This is a genomic window from Streptomyces sp. NPDC031049 (assembly GCF_055571015.1).
This window is the reverse complement of the sequence record NZ_JBVIGC010000018.1, coordinates 16,041-34,878: the sequence shown is the minus strand read 5'-3', so window position 1 is coordinate 34,878 and position 18,838 is coordinate 16,041. Positions and strand designations below refer to the sequence as shown.

The following is an 18,838-nucleotide window of genomic DNA, read 5'->3' as shown; positions in this document are numbered from 1 at the left end:
TCCCTTCCCCCTGCCCCTCCTCTCCCCCTTCTCCCCCTTCTCCCCCATCTCCCCCACGGAGTGACGACATGACCCACAGCGCGACGCGCCGGACGGTTCTCCTCACCACGGGCGCGGCGGCACTCGCCGCGGGCTGCGGCGACGGCGGCGGTGACGGCGGCACCGGCGACGGCGGCGACACCGCGACCGCGAGCCCGACCGGCTCGCCGGAGGCGGGCCCGCGGGAACTGGCGAAGACCGACGACATCCCGGTCGGCGGCGGCACGGTCTTCAAGGACGAGAAGGTGGTGGTGACCCAGCCGGAACAGGGCGACCTCAAGGCCTTCTCGGCGGTCTGCACCCACCAGGGCTGCATCGTGGCGGACGTCTCGGGCGGCAGCATCAACTGCACCTGCCACGGCAGCAGGTTCAGCATCACCGACGGCTCGGTGGAGCAGGGGCCCGCCACCCGGCCGCTGCCCGAGGAGCGGATCTCCGTGGAGGGAAATTCGGTCCGTCTGACCTGAGGGTCGCGCGTACGCTCCCGGCATGCTGCCGCAGACACTCGTACGCGATCACACCGTCTACGCCTGCGTGACGGGTTCGCGCGCCTTCGGCCTGGCGACGGAGGGCAGCGACACCGACCGCCGGGGCGTGTTCCTCGCCCCCACACCGCTCTTCTGGCGCCTGGACAAGCCGCCGGCCCATGTCGAGGGACCGGGCGAGGAGCGGTTCAGCTGGGAGCTGGAGCGCTTCTGCGAGCTGGCGCTGCGGGCGAACCCGAACATCCTGGAGTGCCTGCACTCGCCGTTGGTGGAGTACGCCGACGACACCGGCCGCGAGCTGCTCGCCCTGCGCGGGGCGTTCCTGTCCCGCCGCGCCCACGACACCTTCACCGGGTACGCCCACGGGCAGCGCCGCAGGCTCGACGCCGACGTCCGCACGCACGGCGCCCCGCGCTGGAAGCACGCGATGCACCTGCTGCGGCTGCTGACGAGCGCCCGCGACCTGCTGCGCACGGGCACGCTCACCGTGGACGTCGGCGACCGGCGGGAGCCGCTGCTCGCCGTCCGGCGCGGCGAGGTCCCCTGGCCGGAGGTCGAGTCGCGGATGGCCCGCCTGGTGGCCGAGTGCGAGGAGGCCGTCCGGCGCAGCCCGCTGCCGCCGGAGCCGGACCGGCGCCGCGTCGAGGACTTCCTGGTCCGCGTCCGCCGCGCCTCGGCGCTCCGGGCGGACCCGCACGGCGCGGAGGCGGGGGCCGGCGGTCAGGGCTGAGCGTCCCAGAGCGCCCCGAGGGCCAGCAGGTCGGCGCGGTACTCGATGCGGTCGGCCCAGTCGGCCGGCCAGGCGTCGGCGCCCAGGTGGGCACCGGCGAAGGCGCCCGCGAGGCAGGCGATCGAGTCGGAGTCGCCGGAGGTGCAGGCGGCGCGGCGCAGCGCGGTCAGCGGCTGGTCCACGAAGAGCAGGAAGCACAGCAGTCCGGTCGCCAGGGCCTCCTCGGCGATCCAGCCCTCGCCGGTGGCCAGACAGGGGTCGGTCTCGGGGGAGACGGTGCGCACGGCGTGCTGGAGGCGGTCCAGAGCCGCCAGGCACTCGTCCCAGCCGCGGGCGATGAAGTGCTCCGGGCTCGGGTCCTGGGCGCGCCTCCACAGGTCGCCGAGCCAGTGCTCGTGGTAGCGGGTGCGGTTGTCGTAGGCGTACGAGCGCAGCCGTCCGACGAGCCCGGCCGGGTCGGCGCCCGCGGCGAGCAGCCGTACGGCGTGCGCGGTGAGGTCGGAGGCGGCGAGGGCCGTGGGGTGCCCGTGGGTGAGCGCGGCCTGCAACTGGGCGGCGCCCGCGCGCTCTTCGTCGCCGAGACCGGGGACGAGACCGACCGGTGCGACCCGCATGTTGGCGCCGCAGCCCTTGGAGCCGGTCTGGCCGGCGTCCTGCCAGGGGCGGTCCGTCCGCTCCAGCAACTCACAGGCCCGCAGGCAGGTGGCGCCCGGGGCCCGGTTGTTCTCCGGCGACCGGTTCCAGGCGATGAACTCCCGCCGCACGGCCGCCGCCGTCGCCTCGGGGGTGAGGGGGCCCCGGCCCAGCGCCGCCCGCAGGCCCTTCCCCAGCGCCAGCGTCATCTGGGTGTCGTCGGTGACGAACGCGGGCCCGGGCAGGTCCATCTCCCGCCACGGACCGCACTTGGCGAGGATGGACGGGACGTCGTCGAACTCGGTCGGGAAACCCAGGGCGTCGCCGAGGGCGAGGCCGGTGAGCGTCCCGGTGGCGGCACGCTTGGTGGCGGTGGTCGTGGTCATGCGGGGCGTCCTTCCGGGGACGGTCGGAGCAGGGGCGGGCGCAGGGCGGTGGCGGGACCGGCGCGGTAGAGGGCGGCGGGTTTGCCCCGGCCGCCGGTGAGGCGGGCGGCGCCCGGGACCGGTTCGACGAAGCCGGGGGTGGCGAGGACCTTGCGCCGGAAGTTCGGCCGGTCCAGGGAGGTGCCCCACACGGTCTCGTAGACCTGCTGGAGCTCCCCCAGGGTGAACTCGGCCGGGCAGAAGGCGGTGGCCAGGCAGGTGTACTCCAGCTTGGCGCCGATCCGCTCCCGGGCGTCCCGCAGGATCCGGCCGTGGTCGAAGGCGAGGTCGCCCGCGGTGCCGTACGGCAGCCAGCGCGCCTGGGCGGCGTCGGTGCCCGCGTGCGGTTCGGGAGGGTCCGGCAGCAGCGCGGTGAAGGCCACCGACACGACCCGCATCCGGGGGTCGCGGCCGGGGTCGCTGTAGGTCCGCAGCTGCTCCAGGTGCAGCCCGCCCACGTCCGCGAGGCCGGTCTCCTCGGCCAGCTCGCGCCGGGCCGCCGTCTCCGCCGACTCCTCGGGCAGCAGGAAGCCGCCGGGCAGCGCCCAGCGGCCGGCGTACGGCTGCTGTCCACGCTCGACGAGCAGGACGTGCAGCGCGCCCGCACGCAGGGTGAACACGGCGAGGTCGACGGTGACGGCGAACGGTTCGTAGGCGTGCTTGTCGTAGCCGTGCACGACCGGCCACCCCCTTAATGGTCAGCACGACTATAAAAGGGGGTGGGGGTCTGCGCAACCGGTCCGCCGGGCGGCCGGGCCGGGGCTCAGGTCTTGGGCCGGTCCACGCAGGAGTGCGCGTCGATGAGGTCGTCCTCGGGCTTGTGCCGGCTGATCCAGTCCGGCTGCTCCCGCACCAGCAGCGGCAGCGCCTCCCGGAAGTTGCCCTGCCATTCGCGGCCGCCCACATAGCCCTTCAGCCACTCGGCCAGCCGCAGGCAGTCCTCCTCGTGGCCCTTGGCGAGCCCGATGCCGTAGTGCTGCGGTGCGCCCACGGTCAGGCCGGGCACCACGCGCAGCTTCATCTCGGTCTCGTGCTGGGCGAAGCCGTAGAGCAGCGCCTGGTCCGTGGAGACGGCGTCCGCCTGGCCGTCGCGCAGCCTCTGAAGGCACTGGTCCGCGTCCGTGCCGTCCACCGGGACGGTGTCCTTCAGCTCCGCCAGCACCGTCCGCGAGGTGGTGCCGTCCCAGGTGCAGATCCGCTTGCCGGCCAGGTCTGCATGGGTGCGGACGTCGGAGCCGGCCTCCACCAGGAAGCCCTGGACGGTGGTGAGGTACGGGCCGACGAAGTGGATCTCCTTCATCCGCTCGGGGGTGATGGAGAACGAGGCGACGACCAGGTCCGCGTCGCCGGACTGGAGCCGGGCGATCCGCGCCGCGGAGGACACGTCCGCGCTGCGGGTGACCTGGACGCCTTCCTCCGCCTCCAGCCACTTCTCGACGTCCAGGAACAGCGAGTTGTCGAAGCCGGAGTAGGTGTAGTTCTCGAACAGCGACATGCCGGGCAGGTCCTTGTGCGTCGCCACGTCGATCTCCTGGGACCCCAGGAACCGCCCGTCGGACTCCTCCGACGAGCACCCGGTGGCCACCAGCACGGCGAGGGCCACCGCCGCCGCCCAGCGCCGCGCCCGGCGCCCGGCACGGACCGGTCCCGTACCGCGCCCCCCTGGATGGTGCCTCACGTCACTCACGTCCCCTCAGTCGTGCAGTGCTGTTCCGGCTCAGTCGTGCAGGGCCGCCTTGGCCACCGAGACCTCCATGCGGCACCCCGGATCGGAGTGGAGGACGGCCTCCACCTGGACGTCGCCCCGGATGCCGCCCAGCGGCAGGGAGAACGTCTCCCCGCTGCGGAGGCCCTCGACCGTGCGGGCGCCGCCGCCCCTGAGCCTGGCGTCGTAGGTGGTGGCCGGGACGCAGGACTGCGCCCCGGGGGCGGCGTCGGTGAGCACCAGTCCGAGCCGCAGATGGTCCCGGTGCGGCTCGTTCGGCACGGTGACGACCAGCCGCTCGCCGTCCTCCAGGGGCTTGCCGGCAGCGATCCGGGCCCGTCCGGTGACGTCCGCCTCGCCGTGGTCGGCGTAGTGGCTCATGCCGGCGATGCTCAGGGACGCGAGGACCACGCAGCCGAGCGAGACGGACTGCGGCAGGAACGTCCGGCGCCCGCCCTTGCCCGCCAGGACGCCGACGAGCCCCGCCACCCGGCAGAAGGACAGCACCAGGGCCGTCACCATCGCGGCGTACACCCAGCCGAGCTGGCGGGCCGGGCCGTCGGGGGCCATGAGGAACGCCACGGTGTCCAGCAGCAGCACCAGGAAGAACTGCGGCCAGTTCCAGCCGTTCCAGCGCCGGACACCCTCGGCGACCTCCCGCCAGTCCCCGCCCAGCAGGCTCAGGGTCGCCCGGCCCACGCTGCCGATGCCGACCGAGCCGGCGCCCGCGACGTTGACGTTGACGTCCTGCCGGCTCACCGCCCGGTCTCCCCGGGCTCCTCTCTCGACTCCGTTCGGGGGCGGCCCCCGATGTGCAGGCCGCCGAGGTTGTGCACGACCCCGATGCCCACGGCGCCCTCGCCCGAGGCGTTGACGGTGACGGACCGGGGGACGCCGTGCTCCCCGCGCTCGGCCGCCCCGGCCTCCTGCCGGATCAGCGCCAGCAGATCCGCCGGCCGCTCACCGAAGCGCGCGTCCAGCCACTTGCCGACCGCGGTGTCCAGCGCCAGCCGCTCCTGTTCGGTCAGCAGCTCGATGCGCTCCACCGCGGCGGCGGCCTCCGGGTCCTCCGCCGCGGCGCCGGACCGGCGCGCCAGGAGGTTCTCCACCAGTTCGCGCCCCCGTTGCACCACGCCGTCCGCCGCCTGGTTCTGCGCCGACTGGACGACGGCTCCGCCGAACCCGGCGGCGACGGTGGCGATGACGGGCGCGATGGTGTCGGCGGCGGCCAGCAACTGCGACATAGGACTCCCCCAGTCCTCGAAGTGACGCGTGCCCTGGAGTCGGGGTGTCGGCGGACCGCGTATGACGGTCCATCACCCATGACGACAAGAATATCGTTCAACTACGGAGCGTGGGACACCAGTTACCGGCCAGTGACACATGCGCCACAAAGTCACCGCCACCGCACCGCGGCCGGGGGTCCACCGGTGGTCCACCAGAGGCCCACCGGGTTCTAGAGGTCGACCTCCTTCATCAGCATCCCGACCTCCGTGTTCGACAGCCGGCGCAGCCAGCCCGACTTCTGGTCGCCCAGCGTGATCGGGCCGAAGGCGGTGCGCACCAGCTTGTCGACCGGGAAGCCGGCCTCCGCGAGCATGCGCCGCACGATGTGCTTGCGGCCCTCGTGCAGGGTGACCTCGACCAGGTAGTTCTTGCCGGTCTGCTCCACGACCCGGAAGTGGTCCGCGCGCGCGTACCCGTCCTCCAGCTGGATGCCGTCCTTCAGGCGCTTGCCGAGGTCGCGCGGGATCGGGCCCACGATGTGCGCGAGGTAGGTCTTCTTCACGCCGTACTTGGGGTGGGTCAGCCGGTGGGCCAGCTCACCGTGGTTGGTGAGCAGGATGACGCCCTCGGTCTCGGTGTCCAGCCGGCCGACGTGGAAGAGCCGCGTCTCGCGGTTGGTGACGTAGTCCCCGAGGCACTGCCGCCCCTCCGGGTCCTCCATGGTCGACACGACTCCGGCCGGCTTGTTGAGGGCGAAGAACTGGTACGACTGCGTGGCGACGGTCAGGCCGTCGACCTTGACCTCGTCCTTCTCCGGGTCGACCCGCTTGCCCTGCTCGGTGACGATCTCGCCGTTGACCTCGACGCGGGCCTGGTCGATCAGCTCCTCGCAGGCCCGCCGGGAGCCGTAGCCGGCGCGAGCGAGCACCTTCTGGAGCCGCTCGCCCTCCTGCTCGGCGCCCGGGAAGGTCTTGGGCAGCTTGACGTCCTTCCTGCCCGCGTACCGCTCGCGGTTGCGCTCCTCGACCCGTGCCTCGTACTCGCGGGACCGGGCCGGGGCGCTGCGCCCGCGCTGCTGGGGCTTCTGCGGCCCGCCCTTGGTGCCGCCGCGGGCCGTGCCGCCGCGCCCGGACTTGGGGCCGTCCTTGGTCGCCCCGGGGCCCACGTCGTAGCGGCGCTCCTCGGGGCGGGGCTTGCGGGGACGGCCCTGGCCGCCCTGCTTCTGGTCCCTGTTGTTGCCGGCGCCGCGGTAGTTACCGCGCCCACCGCTCTTGCCGCTGCCGCTGCTTCGCATCAAAGTTCCGTCGTCGTCGTGTTGATCCTGGGACCGTCGTCCGTGTCCGGGGCGTCCGGATCGAACGACGGCACGCCTTCCTGGGTCTCGGCCTCGATCGCCTCCGCCTCCGGGAGGAAGGGCGCCAGCTCCGGTAGCTCGTCCAGGCCGCGCAGGCCCATCCGCTCCAGGAAGTAGTTCGTCGTCACGTACAGGATCGCACCTGTTTCGGGTTCCGTGCCCGCCTCCTCGATCAGACCCCGCTGAAGGAGCGTGCGCATCACGCCGTCGCAGTTCACTCCGCGCACCGCCGAGACGCGGCTGCGGCTGACCGGCTGGCGGTAGGCGACCACGGCGAGGGTCTCCAGCGCGGCCTGGGTGAGCCGGGCCTGCTGGCCGTCCAGGACGAAGCCCTCGACGGCGGCGGCGTACTCGGGGCGGGTGTAGAAGCGCCAGCCGCCCGCGACGAGCCGCAGCTCGAAGCCGCGGCCCTGGACGGTGTACTCGTCCGCCAGCTCGCGCAGCGCGTCCGCGACCTGGCGGCGGGGCCGCTGGAGTGTCCTGGCGAGCAGTTCCTCGGTCGCGGGCTCGTCCACGACCATGAGGACGGCCTCCAGGGCGGGCTTCAGATCGAGGCCGGCGACGGTGCGGGGGCCGTCCGCCGGTGCCTCGGTGACTTCCTCGCTCACGTCTTCCTCTCCTCCTCCTTCGGCTGCTCGGGCGGCCGGTCGAACTCGTCGGTCACCATCGGGGCGGCGTCGCCGTCCCCGCCGGTCCAGCGGACCAGCAGCTCACCGAGGGCGGTCTCCTGGTCCAGGGCGACGGCCTTCTCCCGGTACAGCTCCAGCAGGGCCAGGAAGCGGGCCACGACGGTCAGCGTGTCGTCGGTGTCGGCGACGAGCGCCCGGAAACTCGCCTCGCCCAGCTCCTTCAGCCGGGCGACGACGATCCCGGCCTGCTCCTGCACGCTCACCAGGGGCGCGTGGATGTGCTCGACGTACACCTGCGGCTTGGGCTTGGGCTGCATCGCCTTCACGGCCAGCCTGGCGAAGCCCTCGGGCCCGATGCTGATGACCACCTCGGGCAGCAGCTCGGCGTGGTGCGGTTCGAGGCCGACGGTACGGGGGTGGCGGCGGGCCTCGGCGTCGAGGCGCTCGCTGAAGATCTCCGCGATCCGCTTGTACGCGCGGTACTGGAGCAGGCGCGCGAACAGCAGGTCGCGGGCCTCCAGCAGCGCGAGGTCGGCCTCGTCCTCCACCTCGGCCGCGGGCAGCAGCCGGGCCGCCTTCAGGTCGAGCAGCGTCGCGGCGACGACGAGGAACTCGGTCGTCTCGTCCAGGTCCCAGTCCGGTCCCAGCGCCCTGATGTACGCCATGAACTCGTCGGTCACCCTGGACAGGGCGACCTCGGTGACGTCCAGCTTGTGCTTGGCGATCAACTGGAGCAGCAGATCGAAGGGCCCCTCGAAGTTCGCCAGCCGAACCGTGAACCGGGCGTCATCGGCTTCCCCCGCCTCACCGCCCTCGCCCTTGCCCTCACGACGCGGCTCCCCCGCGCCCTCGCCGGCGTGCACCGAGGAGCATCCCGGGCCGGACGGCTCCGGCGGGTCGAGCGGCTCCGGTGCGGCCGTCACCGGCTCGGCGGGCGCCGACGGCCGGGCGCCCTCAGGGGCCGGCTCGGGGGCGGGCGCCGACGGCCGGGCGAGTGCCTCGGAGGCGGGCTCCGCGTCCGAGGCGGGCGGCCGGGTGTCCTCAGGGGACGGCTCCGGGGTCGGCGAGGTGGCGTCGGCCGGCGGCTCCGGGGTGGCCGGCGGCGCCGTGCCCGGGCCCCGCCCCAGTGCGCGTCGGCGCCCGGTGGGCGTGCCGGCGCGGGGGCGGGGGGTGTCGTTCGAGGTCATGGCCCCCGCAGGCTACCGCTACCGCCCGCGCAGCCGTCGTACGAGGATGCTGGCGTCCCCGCGGGTCTCCAGGTCGGCGAGGACCACGGCGACCGCCTCGCGGACGATCCGGCCGCGGTCGACGGCCAGTCCGTGCTCGCCCCGCAGGACCAGGCGGGCGTGCTCCAGGTCCATCAGCTCCTCGGCGGAGACATAGACCGTGATCTTCTCGTCGTGCCGTTCCCGGCCGCTGGGCCGGCGGGTGGCGGCCCGGCCGCGCTTGCGGGGCTGGGCGGCGGACGCGGCCGAACCTTCCTGCGCACCCGCGCGGGCGGCCGCGCGGCGCGCCGAGCGCTCCGCGCCCCGGCTGCGCGACTCCCCGGACGCGGTCGCGTCCGCGTCCGCCGCCGCGACGTGCTCGGCGCCCTCGCCGTCGCCGCCCTGCGCGGGCACCGACTGCGGCGCGTCCTCGGCGGCGGCCTGGTCGCTCTCCCCCGCGGGCGCCGGCACCCGGGCCTCACCGTTCGCCTGGCGGCGCGGGGCGGACGGCTGAAGCCCCATTCCCCCTGTCGTACGGAAGAGTTCGTCGGCCCCCGGCAGACTCACTCGGCGTGACACCGGGCGAGCACCTCCCTGGCGAGCTGGCGGTAGGCGGCGGCGCCGACGGAGTTGGAGGCGTACGTGGTGATCGGCTCACCGGCGACCGTGGTCTCCGGGAAGCGGACCGTGCGCCCGATGACCGTGTGGTAGACGTGGTCGTCGAACGCCTCGACGACGCGCGCGAGCACCTCGCGGCTGTGCACCGTGCGCGAGTCGTACATCGTGGCGAGGATCCCGTCGAGCTCCAGCTCCGGGTTGAGCCGCTCCTGGACCTTCTCGATGGTCTCGGTCAGCAGCGCCACACCGCGCAGGGCGAAGAACTCGCACTCCAGCGGGACGATCACCTTGTGGGCGGCCGTCAGCGCGTTGACCGTGAGCAGGCCGAGCGAGGGCTGGCAGTCGATCACGATGTAGTCGTAGTCGGGCAGCAGCGGCTTGAGCGCGCGCTGGAGCGAGGACTCGCGGGCGACCTCGCTCACCAGCTGCACCTCGGCCGCCGACAGGTCGATGTTGCTGGGCAGCAGGTCCATGTTGGGGACCGCGGTCTTCAGCAGCACCTCGTCGGCCGCCATCCCCCGCTCCATGAGCAGGTTGTAGACGGTGAGGTCGAGTTCCATCGGGTTGACGCCGAGGCCGACCGAGAGCGCGCCCTGCGGGTCGAAGTCGACGAGCAGCACCCGGCGCCCGTACTCCGCGAGCGCGGCGCCCAGGTTGATGGCGGACGTCGTCTTGCCGACGCCGCCCTTCTGGTTGCACATCGCGATGATCTTCGCGGGACCGTGGTCGGTCAGCGGGCCCGGGATCGGGAAGTACGGCAGCGGGCGCCCCGTCGGGCCGATGCGCTCACGGCGCTGGCGGGCCGCGTCGGGCGCCAGCGTGGCCGCGTACTCCGGATCGGGCTCGTACTCGGCGTCGGGGTCGTAGAAGTGCCCCTCGGGCAGTTCGTCGTAGTCGGCGAAGTGGTTGCGGGGTGCGCCACTTCCGTCGCCGGACATGGCGTTCACGTGTTGGCCATCCATGCTCTGGTGTGCTGTCTGAGTTGCCTGCGGACTCTGGTGGGCTGCGAAGGTGCGTACCGCGACGGAGCCGACAGCCTCGTACCGCCCGGGACCCTGGACCCCGGTCGGCGTTCCTGGTTGACCACCCCCGGGAGTAAATGTCGACTCATTCACAAGTCGTCTTACCTCCTTGGTGACCAGGGAACTTCTAGACAGGTCAGCGTGGCACCATGCCGACGGTTGGCGACTCTATGGCGTGTCGAGGGTCCGCAGCAACACAATCCGCCGGACCCGGCCCGATGTGTCGGCAATGAAACACCCCTCTGTCAAGGGCGTACGGCCGTCGCACAGCAGGTTTCACCGGTGCGCGAATCGGTTGAAGCGTTACGTTCGAGGCGAGTTGGCCGAGAATCGCAAAGTGACCATACACACATCCGGCCGGACCTTGTCGGGCAAGGTCCGGCCGGATGTGCGGGGTTGACGACAGGTGTTGACGTATCGCCTTTACGCGATGACGACTTGGCCGGGTCGTCGGCCTCGGCGGGTCGTGCGCGGGTCAGCCGAGCAGGGTGGCCGGGTCGGTGTACTCCAGGCCGTGCGCCTCGGCGACCTCCTTGTAAACGACCTTGCCGTCGTGGGTGTTGAGCCCCTTGGCCAGCGCGGGGTCGCGGCGCAGCGCCTCGACCCAGCCGCGGTCGGCCAGCTCCACGATGTACGGCAGCGTGGCGTTGGTCAGGGCGTTGGTGGAGGTGTTGGGCACCGCGCCCGGCATGTTGGCGACGCAGTAGAAGACCGAGTCGTGGACCGGGAAGGTCGGCTCGGCGTGCGTGGTGGGGCGGGAGTCCTCGAAGCAGCCGCCCTGGTCGATCGCGATGTCGACAAGGACACTTCCCGGCTTCATCCGGGAGACCAGCTCGTTGGTGACCAGCTTCGGGGCCTTGGCGCCGGGGATGAGCACCGCGCCGATGACGAGGTCGGCCTCCAGGACGGCCTTCTCCAGCTCGAAGGAGTTGGACATGACGGCCTTGACCTTGGTGCCGAAGATCTTGTCGGCCTCGCGCAGCTTGTTGATGTCGCGGTCCAGCAGGGTCACGTCGAAGCCCATGCCGACGGCGATCTGGGTGGCGTTCCAGCCGGAGACGCCGCCGCCGATGACGACGGCCTTGGCCGGGGTCACACCCGGCACGCCGCCCGGCAGCACGCCACGGCCGCCGGCCGCGCGCATCAGGTGGTAGGCGCCGACCTGCGGGGCCAGCCGGCCCGCGACCTCGGACATCGGGGCGAGCAGCGGCAGGGCCCGGTTGGCCAGCTCGACCGTCTCGTAGGCGATGGCGGTGGTGCCGGACTCCAGCAGGGCGTCCGTGCACTCCTTGGAGGCGGCCAGGTGCAGGTAGGTGAAGAGGGTCTGGTCCTTGCGGAGGCGGTGGTACTCCTCCGCGATGGGCTCCTTGACCTTCAGCAGCAGGTCGGCGGCGGCCCAGACCTCGTCGGCGGTGTCGAGCAGCTGCGCGCCGGCGGCGGTGTACTCGGCGTCCGTGATCGAGGAGCCGACGCCTGCGCCGCGCTCGATGACGACCTGGTGGCCGTGGCGCACCAGCTCGTGCACGCCGGCCGGGGTGATGGCCACCCGGAACTCGTTGTTCTTGACCTCGCGGGGAATGCCGACCTTCACGTCGATCACGGTCCTTGGCTCAGACGATAGGGCTATTACAAGGCATACCCACTCATACGCGGGCACACCGGGAGAGACCGCAGGAGAACGTGCGGCAGAGCCAGTCTAATGAAGGTGTTCCCGCTGTCTAGCCTTTCAAAGCATTAATCTTGGACGGATGGACTGCGGATTTCGCAGGTCTCAAGCCGGTCTGCCTCCAGCATCCGCTCGGCAGCGCTCCGGTGCAGCCCGGCCGCCGCCGGATCGCCGAGGCGGTCCAGGGTGTCGGCCATCCTCAGATGCAGCGCCGCCTGGAGCCGGACGTCCTCCGCCGTGCGCGCCCAGTCGGCGGCCTCCTGGCAGGTGCACAGCGACTCCTCCAGGCGTCCGGCGTACTCCTGCACCCGGGCCAGTTCGCTCAACGCCCGCGCGTGGGCGGCCACATCGCCGGCCTTGCGGTGGCCGGCGACGGCCGCCCGCCAGTTGCGCAGCGCCTCGCCGTAGCGGCCCGCGTAGGTGTGGGCGGCGGCGATCCGGCCGTACAGCCGGGCGGCGTCCGTGCGCTCGTCCCGGGCGAGCCGCTGGGCGAGGGCCCGGCCGAACCAGTCGGCGGCCCGGTCGTAGTCGCCCAGCTCCAGGTGGGCGCCGCCTACGGATTCCATCGCGCGTCCGGTCGCGTACGGGTCGTTCGCCCGCCGTCCGGCGTCCAGCGCCGCCCGGTAGCGCGCCAGCGCCTCGGTGGTGCGGCCGGTCCGGGCGTCCAGGTCGGCCAGGTTCAGCAGGGCCGCCGCCTGCTCGCGGGGCAGGTCACGGCGCTCGGCCACGTCCAGTACGAGCCGGTGGATGCCGTACAGGTCGGGGGCCGCCGCCTGGGTGCCGAAGTGGGCGACCATGGCCCGCACCAGCTGGGACATCAGCCGCCGGGCGAGGGTGTCCAGCTCCCCGTCGGCGACCGCGAGGCGCGCCGCGGCCAGCAGGGCGGGCCGGCGCAGGCGCAGCCAGTCGGAGGCGGCCCGGGGGGTCGGGAACCGCACGGCGCGCGGCATGCCGAGCAGCTTCTCGCGGGCCCGGGGGCTGTCGGTCTCGGTGATCGCCCGGCAGGACTGGAGCAGCCGGACGTACCGCTCCAGCATGCGGGCCCGGGCGAGCTGGAGTTCCCCCGGCCGGTCGTGGGTCTCGGCGAGGGCCCTGAGCCGCGGTTGCAGGCAGCCGGGGACCTCGTACTGGGGCAGCGGGGAGTCCACCGCGCGCAGCAGCCCGAGCGCCGCGAAGTCGTCCAGCGCGGTGCGGGCGCTGTTCACCGAGCAGCCGGCGAGCGCGGCGGCGGTGTGCGGGTCGACCAGGCCGGCCGGGGCGAGGGAGAGCAGCCGCAGCATCCGGGCGGCGGCGCTGGGCAGGGACTTGTGGACGAGCCGGAAGACCCGGCCGACCGGGCTGCCCTCGTCGCCGCCCTCGGCCCGCAGATGCTTGGCGAGGTCGGCGACGGCGGCCTTCGGACGGGCGGCCAGCCAGCCGCCGGCCAGGACCAGCGCGGCGGGCTGCGCCTGGCACTCCTCGACGAGCAGCTCGGCGGCGCGCGGGTCGACGGTGACGCGGACGGAGCCGATGCGCCCGGACAGCAGCTCCACGGCGGACTTGGTGTCCAGGCCGCCGAGCGTGCACGGGCGGACGTCGGCGACACCGGTCAGCGGGCCCTCGGCGACGGCAACGACCAGGCAGTCCGGGGAGTCCGGCAGGAGGGCGTCGACCTGTTCGGAGTCGGCGGCGTCGTCCAGCAGGAGCAGGGCGCGGCGCTCGGCCAGGGCCGTCCGCAGCGCCTCGGTGAGGTCGTCCTCGGCGGCACCGGGCGGGGCAGGCAGTGCCAGCCCGGCGAGCAGCTCCCGGGCGAGCCGGCCGACGGGCACGCGGGTGCCGTCCGGTTCGCTCAGCCGGGCCCGCAGCACCCCGTCGGGGTAGTCGGCCGAGATCCGGGCGACGAGTTCCTCGGCGAGTGCCGTGCGGCCCGAGCCGGGCCGGCCCGCGATGAGCAGCACGCGCGCGCGGGGGGCCTTGCGGCCGGAGAGGGTGTCGAGTCCGGCGCGCTCGATGTCGGCGCGCAGCTCCTTCAGCTCCCGGGTCCGGCCCAGGAACCGGCACCCCTCGACAGCCTCGTCCGACAGCCGTACACCGTCCGTGTCCACCGCCTGATCCGTCACGGGCCACTCCCGATCCCACCGCGCACCGGCGCCCGCCGGAACCCCGGTTCGGGCGTTTCCCGAGCCTAGTTCAGGCGCGGGTGCGTTCCGGGAGGAGCGCGGCGGACACGTCGCCCGATCGGATCAGCAGATCGTAGGACCGACGGCCGGGTGAGCGGGCCCGCGAGCGCTACGCCTCGAACGGGCGCGCGGGCCAGGGCGCCTCCGCCGGGCGCAGCGCGTCGAGCCCGTCGCCGTGCTGCGCGGCGACGAGCGAGAGCACGCCCACCACGAGGCAGTTGTTGTGCAGCTCACCGGCGAGCACGCCCCGGACCAGGTCCTCCACCGGCACCCGCTCCAGCTCCATGTCGGCCTCTTCGTGCTCGACCTCGAAGCGCTCGCCCTCGGCCTCGGACAGCTGCCGGGCCAGGAAGATCCGCACCGCCTCGTCGCAGCCGCCGGGCGTGGTGTAGACGTCGGTCAGCACCCGCCAGTCCTCGGCCTTGACGTGGGCCTCCTCGTACAGCTCGCGCTGCGCGGCGTGCAGCGGGTTCTCGCCGGGGACGTCGAGCAGGCCGGCCGGGATCTCCCACAGCTTCTGGCGCACCGGGTGGCGGTACTGCCGGATGACCAGGACCCGGCCGGCGTCGTCGAGGGCGAGGACGGCCACGGAGCCGGGGTGGACCTGGTAGTCACGGGTGACGACACTGCCGCCGGGCATGACCACGTCGTCCGTGCGGACCGAGGTCTTGTTGCCCGTGAACGGGGTCCGCGTCGCCCGGATCTCCCACTCCTCCGGGGTGTCCTTGATCGTCATACGCTGCTCTTCGCCCTTCCCGACGTACCGACGTGCACAAAGAAAGCCGGGGCCCGCGCCGTTTGAATGCGCGCGCCCCGGCCACCGTACAACTGTTGTGCTACTTGGAACTCTTCCGCTCGACCGCGGCCTTCACCAGGCCGGCGAACAGCGGGTGCGGACGCGTCGGACGCGAGCGCAGCTCGGGGTGCGCCTGCGTGGCGACCAGGTACGGGTGGACCTCGCGCGGGTACTCCACGTACTCCACGAGCTTGCCGTCCGGGGAGGTGCCCGAGAAGACGATGCCGGCCTTCTTCTCCAGCTCCGCGCGGTAGGCGTTGTTCACCTCGTAGCGGTGGCGGTGGCGCTCCTCGACGTACTCCTTGCCGTCGTACACCTCGCGCACGATCGAGCCTTCGGCCAGCTTCGCCGGGTACATGCCCAGCCGCATGGTGCCGCCCATGTCGCCCTCGCCGGCGACGATGTCGAGCTGCTCGGCCATGGTGGAGATGACCGGGTGGGCGGTGGCCGGGTCGAACTCGGTGGAGTTGGCGTCCGAGATGCCCGCCAGGTTCCGCGCGGCCTCGATCACGATGCACTGGAGGCCCAGGCAGAGGCCGAGCAGCGGGATCTTGTTCTCGCGGGCGTACTTGATCGCGCCGACCTTGCCGAGCACGCCCCGGTCGCCGAAGCCGCCCGGGATGCAGATGGCGTCGACGTCGCCGAGCTGGGCCTTGGCGCCGGCCGGGGTCTTGCAGTCGTCCGAGGTGACCCACTTGATCTTCACGCGGGCCCGGTTGGCGAAGCCGCCCGCACGCAGCGCCTCGGTGACCGACAGATAGGCGTCGGGCAGGTCGATGTACTTGCCGACCAGCGCCATCGTGATCTCGTGCGCGGGCTTGTGGACGCGGTCGAGCAGGTCGTCCCAGGTCGTCCAGTCCACGTCGCGGAAGGGCAGGTCCAGCTTGCGGACGACGTAGGCGTCCAGGCCCTCGCCGTGCACGGTCTTCGGGATGTCGTAGATCGAACGGGCGTCGGGGCAGGCCACCACGGCGGCCTCGTCGACGTCGCACATCAGCGAGATCTTCCGCTTGATCGCGGTGGGCACCTCGCGGTCGCAGCGCAGCACGATCGCGTCCGGCTGGATACCGATGTTGCGCAGGGCGGCGACCGAGTGCTGGGTCGGCTTCGTCTTCAGCTCACCCGAGGGGCCGATGTACGGCAGGAGCGAGATGTGCACCACGAACACGTTGTCCCGGCCGACCTCGTGCCGCACCTGGCGGACGGTCTCCAGGAACGGCAGCGACTCGATGTCGCCGACCGTGCCGCCGACCTCGGTGATCACGACGTCGACCTCGTCGGTCGCCATCCGGCGGATACGGTGCTTGATCTCGTTGGTGATGTGCGGGATGACCTGCACGGTGTCGCCCAGGTACTCGCCGCGGCGCTCCTTGGCGATCACCGTCGAGTACACCTGTCCGGTGGTGACGTTGGCGGAGCCGTCCAAGTCGCGGTCGAGGAAGCGCTCGTAGTGTCCGATGTCCAGGTCGGTCTCGGCGCCGTCGTTGGTGACGAACACCTCACCGTGCTGGAAGGGGTTCATCGTGCCAGGGTCGACATTGAGGTACGGGTCGAGCTTCTGCATCACGACGCGCAGGCCCCGCGCCTTGAGCAGCATGCCGAGGCTGGAGGCGGTCAGCCCCTTGCCCAGAGAGGAGGCGACACCCCCGGTGACGAAGATGTGCTTGGTCGTCGACGATTTGGGCGGCATGGCCAAGAGGGGGCTCCCGTGGTCTCGGTATGGGGGTGCGGTGCGGCCTGCCGGAGATCTCCGGGGGTGGCGCCGCTGCGGTTCGGGGGTTTGCTTGCCCACCGGTCCACGGGCTACCAGCGTATCAGCGCCTCGGGGCGATGGCTTCCGGCCACGCTCCGGGCAGCCGTCCGCGCCGGGCGCCGGGCGCCCGTCCGCGCCACGCTCCGCGCACGGACCGACACGTACGCGCGTGCGTCACCGGATTCTCACCCGCCGCTCACTCGTTCGGCCCCCTCGCGTTGCCCGGAGCGGCTCACAGATCATCTACGTGCGTCGTATCCTGCTCGGACATTCACTGCCGAGCCCGCCGGCGTCGCGGCACCACCCCTCGTCCGTCAGCACCGGAACAACGAGAGCTCGTCAGTTCGTTGAGCAACAATTGTCGTTTGGTGTCACCTCATTTGGCCTCCGGGCCGGGCGACTGCTTTGCTTCATCGCTCAACGACGCACGACAACACGCTTGACCCCCCTGACCCCCCTTGACCGCACTAGCGACCGCCCCCCTGCGGGGTGACGTGGCCGTTCGACTGGAGATGCACGTGGCCGGGCGCATCGAAGACTACGCACTCATCGGAGACATGCAGACCGCCGCACTGGTCTGCCGGGACGGGACAGTCGACTGGCTGTGCCTGCCCCGCTTCGACTCGCATGCCATCTTCGCCGGTCTGCTGGGCACCGAGGAACACGGCTTCTGGCGGCTGGGCCCCGCCCACGCCGCGGAGAACGAGCCCCCGGCGGCGGCACGGCGCAGCTACCGCGGAGACTCGCTGGTCCTGGAATCCGAGTGGGACACCCCGCGCGGCACGGTCCGCGTGACCGATTTCATGCCCCCGCGTGACGGCGCCCCGCAGCTCATCCGGATCGTCGAGGGCGTCTCGGGCCGGGTTCCGATGCGCTCGGAGCTGCGGATGCGGTTCAGCTACGGCCGGGTGGTGCCGTGGGTGCACAAGCACGAGGGACGCACGGTGGCGGTCGCCGGCCCGGACTCCGTGTGGTTCGACACACCCGCGGAGACCTACGGCAAGGACCTGACGACGTACGCGGACTTCACCGTCGCTCCCGGTGACCGCCTCACGTTCACCGTCTCCTGGCAGCCCTCCCACAAGGAGCCGCCGCCGCTGCCGGAGCCGGAGCAGTCGCTGGCGGCGACGGAGGACTTCTGGCGCGAGTGGGTGGAGCACTGCACGTACCACGGCCCGTACCGCGAGGCCGTGATCCGTTCGCTGATCACCCTCAAGGCCCTGACCTACGCCCCGACCGGTGGCATCGTCGCCGCGCCCACCACCTCCCTGCCGGAGGAGATCGGCGGCGTCCGCAACTGGGACTACCGCTACACCTGGCTCCGCGACGCGGCGATCACCCTGTCCTCGCTGCTGCGCACCGGCTACCGCGAGGAGGCCCGCGCCTGGCGCGAGTGGCTGCTGCGCGCGGTCGCCGGCGACCCGGAGAACCTTCAGATCATGTACGGCATCGCCGGTGAGCGCGAGCTGGGCGAGGCGGAGCTGGACTGGCTGCCCGGTTACGAGAACTCCGCGCCGGTCCGGGTCGGCAACGGCGCCGCGCACCAGCTCCAGCTGGACGTGTACGGCGAGGTCACCGAGGCGCTGCACCTGGCCCACATGACGGGCCTGGCGCGCAACGACTACGCCTCACTGCTCCAGCTGAAGCTGATCCGCTACCTGGAGGACCACTGGCAGGAGCCGGACGAGGGCATCTGGGAGGTGCGCGGACCGCGCCGGCACTTCGTGCACTCCAAGGTCATGGCCTGGGTCGCGGTGGACCGCACCATCAAGCTGATCGAGTCCGGGGACGCCGACGGCCCGCTGGAGCGCTGGAAGCAGCTGCGCGACGACATCCACCGGGACGTGTGCGAGAAGGGCTACGACAAGGAGCGCAACACCTTCACCCAGTCGTACGGCTCCCGGGAGCTGGACGCGTCGCTGCTGCTGATCCCGCAGATGGGCTTCCTCCCGCCGGACGACAAGCGGGTCATCGGCACCATCGAGGCGATCCAGCGGGAGCTGTCCACGCCGGACGGGTTCATCCTGCGCTATCCGACGGAGGGCGCGGACGAGGGCGTCGACGGCCTTCCCGGCGACGAGGGCGCCTTCCTGGCCTGCTCCTTCTGGATGGCCGACGACCTGGCGATGATCGGCCGGGTCGACGAGGCCCGGAAGCTGTTCGAGAAGCTGCTCTCGCTCCGCAACGACCTGGGCCTGCTGGCCGAGGAGTGGGACCCGCGCCTTCAGCGCCAGGTCGGCAACTTCCCGCAGGCGTTCAGCCACGTGCCCCTGATCGACACGGCCCTGCGGCTGACGGCCTCGGGGGCGTACGGGGGTTAGCCGGGCCGGTCCTCACCGGAGAGCCGGCGGCCGGCCCGGCGTGGGCGCCGGCTTCACGCGCCGCGTCGGGG

General features: G+C 72.5%; 17 protein-coding genes. 3 read left to right on the top strand and 14 right to left on the bottom strand.

Annotated elements, in window-relative coordinates; all coding sequences use genetic code 11:
* Window positions 1-68 precede the first annotated feature (68 nt).
* A complete protein-coding gene (locus ACZ45Q_RS26780) occupies window positions 69-506 on the top strand; it encodes a Rieske (2Fe-2S) protein (protein ID WP_468265854.1) in 438 nt (145 codons plus the stop codon).
* Window positions 507-528: 22 nt separating this feature from the next.
* Window positions 529-1,254, top strand: coding sequence for a nucleotidyltransferase domain-containing protein (locus ACZ45Q_RS26775; protein WP_468265852.1), 726 nt, complete (start codon window positions 529-531; stop codon window positions 1,252-1,254).
* Here ACZ45Q_RS26775 and ACZ45Q_RS26770 read toward each other — a convergent pair.
* The 14 genes from ACZ45Q_RS26770 to ACZ45Q_RS26705 all read right to left on the bottom strand — a co-directional run bounded on the left by ACZ45Q_RS26770 (window position 1,245) and on the right by ACZ45Q_RS26705 (window position 16,383).
* The gene (locus tag ACZ45Q_RS26770; RefSeq protein WP_468265850.1) at window positions 1,245-2,273 is read right to left on the bottom strand and encodes an ADP-ribosylglycohydrolase family protein; all 1,029 of its coding nucleotides are present in this window, start codon (window positions 2,271-2,273) and stop codon (window positions 1,245-1,247) included. The two genes, ACZ45Q_RS26775 and ACZ45Q_RS26770, sit on opposite strands and share 10 nt — an antisense overlap.
* Window positions 2,270-2,989: an NUDIX hydrolase gene (locus ACZ45Q_RS26765; RefSeq protein WP_468265848.1), complete on the bottom strand. Its 720-nt coding sequence runs from the start codon at window positions 2,987-2,989 to the stop codon at window positions 2,270-2,272. Before ACZ45Q_RS26765 ends, ACZ45Q_RS26770 begins: the two co-directional genes overlap by 4 nt.
* 86 nt (window positions 2,990-3,075) lie before the next feature.
* Window positions 3,076-3,999 (bottom strand): transporter substrate-binding domain-containing protein, encoded by a 924-nt coding sequence (locus ACZ45Q_RS26760; protein ID WP_468265846.1) that lies wholly within the window; start codon window positions 3,997-3,999, stop codon window positions 3,076-3,078.
* A 30-nt stretch (window positions 4,000-4,029) separates the two neighbouring features.
* Window positions 4,030-4,776 carry a hypothetical protein gene (locus ACZ45Q_RS26755; RefSeq protein WP_468265844.1) on the bottom strand — a complete coding sequence of 249 codons (747 nt, stop codon included), beginning with the start codon at window positions 4,774-4,776 and terminating at the stop codon, window positions 4,030-4,032.
* Window positions 4,773-5,261, bottom strand: coding sequence for a hypothetical protein (locus ACZ45Q_RS26750; protein WP_468265842.1), 489 nt, complete (start codon window positions 5,259-5,261; stop codon window positions 4,773-4,775). The genes ACZ45Q_RS26755 and ACZ45Q_RS26750 overlap by 4 nt, the downstream gene beginning before the upstream one ends.
* Window positions 5,262-5,473: 212 nt before the next feature.
* Window positions 5,474-6,538: a pseudouridine synthase gene (locus ACZ45Q_RS26745; RefSeq protein ID WP_468265840.1), complete on the bottom strand. Its 1,065-nt coding sequence runs from the start codon at window positions 6,536-6,538 to the stop codon at window positions 5,474-5,476.
* On the bottom strand, window positions 6,538-7,206 hold the full coding sequence (gene scpB, locus ACZ45Q_RS26740; RefSeq protein ID WP_468265838.1) for an SMC-Scp complex subunit ScpB: 669 nt from the start codon (window positions 7,204-7,206) through the stop codon (window positions 6,538-6,540). The genes ACZ45Q_RS26745 and scpB overlap by 1 nt, the downstream gene beginning before the upstream one ends.
* The gene (locus ACZ45Q_RS26735; RefSeq protein WP_468265836.1) at window positions 7,203-8,414 is read right to left on the bottom strand and encodes a segregation and condensation protein A; all 1,212 of its coding nucleotides are present in this window, start codon (window positions 8,412-8,414) and stop codon (window positions 7,203-7,205) included. The genes scpB and ACZ45Q_RS26735 overlap by 4 nt, the downstream gene beginning before the upstream one ends.
* Window positions 8,415-8,432: 18 nt before the next feature.
* On the bottom strand, window positions 8,433-9,011 hold the full coding sequence (locus tag ACZ45Q_RS26730; protein ID WP_468265834.1) for a hypothetical protein: 579 nt from the start codon (window positions 9,009-9,011) through the stop codon (window positions 8,433-8,435).
* Window positions 8,996-9,988: a ParA family protein gene (locus ACZ45Q_RS26725; RefSeq protein WP_468266073.1), complete on the bottom strand. Its 993-nt coding sequence runs from the start codon at window positions 9,986-9,988 to the stop codon at window positions 8,996-8,998. The genes ACZ45Q_RS26730 and ACZ45Q_RS26725 overlap by 16 nt, the downstream gene beginning before the upstream one ends.
* A 559-nt stretch (window positions 9,989-10,547) precedes the next feature.
* Entirely contained in the window at window positions 10,548-11,663 is a 1,116-nt protein-coding gene (ald, locus tag ACZ45Q_RS26720) for an alanine dehydrogenase (RefSeq protein WP_468266071.1), read from the bottom strand.
* A 143-nt stretch (window positions 11,664-11,806) separates the two neighbouring features.
* A complete protein-coding gene (locus tag ACZ45Q_RS26715) occupies window positions 11,807-13,837 on the bottom strand; it encodes a tetratricopeptide repeat protein (RefSeq protein WP_468265832.1) in 2,031 nt (676 codons plus the stop codon).
* Window positions 13,838-14,006: 169 nt separating this feature from the next.
* Complete coding sequence (locus tag ACZ45Q_RS26710; RefSeq protein ID WP_468265830.1) at window positions 14,007-14,633, bottom strand: NUDIX domain-containing protein; 627 nt, start codon at window positions 14,631-14,633, stop codon at window positions 14,007-14,009.
* Window positions 14,634-14,733: 100 nt separating this feature from the next.
* Window positions 14,734-16,383 carry a CTP synthase gene (locus ACZ45Q_RS26705; protein ID WP_468265828.1) on the bottom strand — a complete coding sequence of 550 codons (1,650 nt, stop codon included), beginning with the start codon at window positions 16,381-16,383 and terminating at the stop codon, window positions 14,734-14,736.
* A gap of 581 nt (window positions 16,384-16,964) precedes the next feature.
* On the opposite strand from ACZ45Q_RS26705, the gene ACZ45Q_RS26700 reads away from it, so the two are divergent.
* Window positions 16,965-18,767 carry a glycoside hydrolase family 15 protein gene (locus tag ACZ45Q_RS26700; protein ID WP_468266069.1) on the top strand — a complete coding sequence of 601 codons (1,803 nt, stop codon included), beginning with the start codon at window positions 16,965-16,967 and terminating at the stop codon, window positions 18,765-18,767.
* Window positions 18,768-18,838: the final 71 nt, after the last annotated feature.

Bases quoted from the DNA above. Each gene is read 5' to 3' on its own strand.
- ACZ45Q_RS26780 (WP_468265854.1), top strand. From the start codon at position 69: ATGACCCACAGCGCGACGCGCCGGACGGTTCTCCTCACCACGGGCGCG.
- ACZ45Q_RS26775 (WP_468265852.1), top strand. From the start codon at position 529: ATGCTGCCGCAGACACTCGTACGCGATCACACCGTCTACGCCTGCGTG.
- ACZ45Q_RS26770 (WP_468265850.1), bottom strand. From the start codon at position 2,273: ATGACCACGACCACCGCCACCAAGCGTGCCGCCACCGGGACGCTCACC.
- ACZ45Q_RS26750 (WP_468265842.1), bottom strand. From the start codon at position 5,261: ATGTCGCAGTTGCTGGCCGCCGCCGACACCATCGCGCCCGTCATCGCC.
- ACZ45Q_RS26745 (WP_468265840.1), bottom strand. From the start codon at position 6,538: ATGCGAAGCAGCGGCAGCGGCAAGAGCGGTGGGCGCGGTAACTACCGC.
- ACZ45Q_RS26735 (WP_468265836.1), bottom strand. From the start codon at position 8,414: ATGACCTCGAACGACACCCCCCGCCCCCGCGCCGGCACGCCCACCGGG.
- ACZ45Q_RS26725 (WP_468266073.1), bottom strand. From the start codon at position 9,988: ATGTCCGGCGACGGAAGTGGCGCACCCCGCAACCACTTCGCCGACTAC.
- ACZ45Q_RS26710 (WP_468265830.1), bottom strand. From the start codon at position 14,633: ATGACGATCAAGGACACCCCGGAGGAGTGGGAGATCCGGGCGACGCGG.
- ACZ45Q_RS26705 (WP_468265828.1), bottom strand. From the start codon at position 16,383: ATGCCGCCCAAATCGTCGACGACCAAGCACATCTTCGTCACCGGGGGT.